At 63.7% G+C, this 284-nt stretch carries 1 protein-coding gene; it reads right to left on the reverse strand.

Going from position 1 to position 284, the window contains the following annotated elements:
* Positions 1-284 (reverse strand): hypothetical protein (locus tag KJB29_RS19145; RefSeq protein ID WP_215735900.1); only part of this gene is annotated, 284 nt, incomplete at both ends.

The following is a 284-nucleotide window of genomic DNA, read 5'->3' on the forward strand; positions in this document are numbered from 1 at the left end:
AGGTTGGCGTCCAGGGTGGTGTCCCGCATCCAGGTCTGGCCGATGACGTTGAGGGATTCGGTGAGCACCTGGCGGGAGGTATCGGCAAGCCCCGATTCGCGGTAGGCCTGCATCTGCCGCTCCCGTTTCTCCAGGAGCTTCCCGAGGCGGCTGCCGCCGAAGTCGTAGACGATGGCGTAGGTGGAGCCGCGCTTCAGGGTGTAGTTCACCGACTGGTCGGCAAAGTTGCCCGCATACTGGTGCATGACCGAGATGGTCATCGTGCTGAGGTCAACCCCGGTGAC

It is taken from the genome of Geobacter grbiciae (genome assembly GCF_018531165.1).
Taxonomy (GTDB): domain Bacteria; phylum Desulfobacterota; class Desulfuromonadia; order Geobacterales; family Geobacteraceae; genus Geobacter; species Geobacter metallireducens.